Annotated in this window: 1 protein-coding gene; it reads left to right on the top strand. The window is 67.2% G+C overall.

The genetic code is table 11. The features are described 5' to 3' along the window. Positions 1-3,523 (top strand): CARDB domain-containing protein (locus tag Q0925_RS04270; RefSeq protein ID WP_299332199.1); only part of this gene is annotated, 3,523 nt, incomplete at its 5' end. Positions 3,524-3,568 lie beyond the last annotated feature (45 nt).

Genomic DNA, 3,568 nt, shown 5'->3' with positions numbered 1-3,568 from the left:
TTCGCCGTTGAGCGACCAGGGACTGCGTGACAGGAAGCCAACCTTCGGCCGCTGGCTGTACACTCCGGCCGAGGGCCAACTGACTGATAACGCGCTCAACGACACGGACCCGGCACTGGCCGGGAACGGGCAGAACTACACCATCGCGTGGAGTGGCGAGGCACCGGATCGACCGCAGCACGAGCGAAAGGAGATCTACGTCAGGAGCTACGCGACCGGTGACGGTAGCTTCTCGAATCGGGTCCGGGTCACCGACGATACGGCGTACAACATCAACCCGTCGGTCGCCCGCAGTGACGGTGTGGCGGTCGTCGCCTGGGAGCGGATGGAGGCCGACTCGCTCGAGGGGACGACCCCCGACTTCCAGGACGTCCGGAACACCTCCGAAGTGGCGTATGCGATCAACGACGGCTCCGGCTGGTCGTCGCCGCGCGTGGTGACCAACGATTCGCGGTATCAGGGTGACCCGGCGGTCGTCAGCTACCGTGACGGGTTCGTCCTCGCATGGGAACGCGACAACGACTACAACTTCACCTCCCGCACGGACGTGACGGTCGAGTACGTGCGGCTGAACGGGAGCGCCGCCGTCGTCTCGAACGGAACCGTCGGTGACGGTCTCAACCTCCGGGCTGCCGACGGCGGTGGGAACGCCCGGCTAGCGTATGAGCGCCCACGGGACGGTAGCACACCGGTCCTGGAGGTGGCCGAGGTGAACCGCTCGGTCACCCCGGTCCACTCCGTTCCGGTCGGGAACCTGACGACGTACGACGTGGCCAACGATTCGGTGGCATACGGGTCCGGTCCCGGCGGCGGCTTCGCCGACGAAGTCCGGCTCCGCTCGGACGGGGAGACGGCGACCGTCCCACTCGGCAACGGTACGACGGTCCGTGAGCTGCGGCTCGCCACCGTCGGGGACCGCCGGTTGCTGCAGTATCAAGGTGCCAGCCCGTCGGCCGACGAGGGTGCACTCCCGAACCAGCGGACCACCTACTACCAGCTGTTCCGGAACGGTGCGTGGTCGGCACCGCGGACCGTCGCCCAGGCACTGAACGGCACACAGATCCTGTACGACCACTCGGTCACCACGAACGAGGAGAGCTTCCTCTCGGTGGCCGCCGGGGCCGACTTCGGCGAGCAGGCTGATGACGAACTGTACTTCGTCGACCACTCCTACCAGCCGGAGCTGTCGGTGCGGGTTTCGACTGCAGCGACCGAAGCAGTCGCGAACGCGACCGTCGGGGAGACGGTCCGGTTCAATGCGACGGTCACGAACACGGGCGACGAGGAACCCGCCTCGGCCGTTACCCTGGGTGTCGAGACCGACCGGAACGGCACCGCAACGACGATCGATGCCGGGACGATCGCGCCCGGCAACAGCTCGACGGTCACGGTCGAACGGACCGTCGGTGACACCGGCCGGATCCGACTGATCGCCGACCCCAACGATGACATCGCAGAGCTGAACGAGGGGAACAACACTGCGACCCTCATCGCGACCCGGCCGGACCTGGCCGTGGCCGAAACGACCCAGAGCCAGACGGAGAACGGCGTCCGGGTCAACGCGACCCTTCGCAACGACGGACCGACGATCGTCACACGTGGCGATCTCACGCTCTCCAGCAACGGGACGGCGGTCGCCAACTCGACCCTGAATCGGACGCTGGGACCGGGTGAGACCGCGAACCTGAGCGTGGTCGCCAGGAACGGCTCGTTCGACACTGCGAGCGGTGGGACGGTGACGGCCCGGGCCGTCGGACCGATTGAGCAGTCCCGACAGAACGCATCCCTGGACAGGGTGTCGCTGCTGCGGCCGGATCTCCGGCTACGGGCAGGCGGTCTCAGAACGTTCCGGTACAACGGCACACCGGTAGTGGCCGTCACGTACGAGAACCGCGGCTTCGTCGGCGCCCAGCCGACGATCGAACTCCGGTACGGGAACCGGAGTGTGAGCCGGGCCGTCTGCGCGCGGCAGGTCCCCGCGAACCGGTCCGCTGCGAGCCATCGTCGGTTCGTGGTGGCGCCCGGACTCGAAGCGGACGACACCGTCACCGTCGACCTGAACGCGTCGGACCCGGTCGGACGCGACAATGGTGGCAGTGTCGTGGCCGGATTCGACCGTAACCTCTCCGCAGCGGTGCCGCTCGTCAGCGGGCAGCTCCCGCGTGACGCCGACTGCGACGGTGCTTACGAGGACCTCAACGGCGACGGCGAACTCACCGAGGAGGACGTGGCGCTACTGTTCGAAGCCCGGAACAACGAGTCGCTGCGAGGACAGCGGTCACGGTTCGACCTGACCGGAGACGCCGAGATCGACGTCCACGATACCCAGGCGCTCCTGTCCGAGATCGATGCAGCCGAGGGGAACACGAGCAGTTCGAACGGGTCTTCCTCCAGCACGGCGGTCCGGGCCCCGGGCGCGGCAATTCCGGTCGACCCGCTCGCCGATGGACGGCAGACCGTTGACCAGCAGGCGTTCCAGACGGACCGAGGCGGGTACGCAACGACCGTGCAGACCGGTGAGCCAACACTGTCGGTCGACTCGGGGACCGTCGACCTACAGGAGGGCGAACGCGACACCATCGTCGTCTCAGTGAGCAATGACGTGCCGGTCGGGGCGTTCAACATCTCGGTGCTGACGCGCGGCGGCGTCGCTTCGGTTGCCGATGTGAGAACGATCGATGCGCGGTTCAACGACACCATCACGACTGCTAATGAGCGCAGCATCACCGCCGCGGGCCACGGAAACGGGAGCCAACTCATCGCGGTGACCATCCGTGGGCAGTCGGTCGGCGATGGTGAGCTACTGATCGATACGAACAGTATCAGTGACAACGAGGGCGACGAGTACACCGCTCCGGCGACACAGTTCGTTCCGATCCGTGTCCAGTCGGGGACGGGTAATGGCGACATCTATGTCCCCATCGGCCCCGACCCCGACCGGAACGAGGCGGACTCCCCCTCGCCATCGACGCCTGCTCCCACCCCGGAGCAGCCGCCCTCGTTGAAGATCACGAACGTGACAGCAGGCCAGGAGACGCTCGAGCCCGGGGACGAGATCACCGTCCGCGCACAGGTCGAGAACGTCGGTGGCGCCGGCGAGACCCGGCCGACGCTGTCGGTCAACGGGACGCTGGTAGAGCGCCGGTCCGTAACGCTCGAGACCGGTGAAACCGTCGTGGTGCAGTTCTCCGAGACGCTCGAGCGCCCCGGCCGGTATACGCTCGAGGTCAACGGAACACGGGTTGGCGAGGTGACTGTCGCGAGCACACCCACTGCTACGGTGGTTACGGACCGGACCCCGACCGCGGCGACACCATCGCCTACCGCGACTACGAATCGGTCCCCGACGATGACGTCGTCGGCCACAGCGACGCCCACTCCCACGACCACACGCTCGACGGTGGCTGACACACCCACCCAGGGTCAGGAGAGCACGGAGACGTCCGGACAGGACGGGTTCGGCGTCGTGGCGCTCGCAGCGGCGATGGCGGCGGGCGCACTCCTGGCCCGACGCCGACGTTGAGCCGGCCAGCGGTATCCTAAGTTACAGAATTTCGAGGCGACACGG

This window comes from Haloplanus sp. (assembly GCF_028275055.1).
Classification (GTDB): domain Archaea; phylum Halobacteriota; class Halobacteria; order Halobacteriales; family Haloferacaceae; genus Haloplanus.
This window is presented reverse-complemented; position numbering and strand designations above follow the sequence as displayed.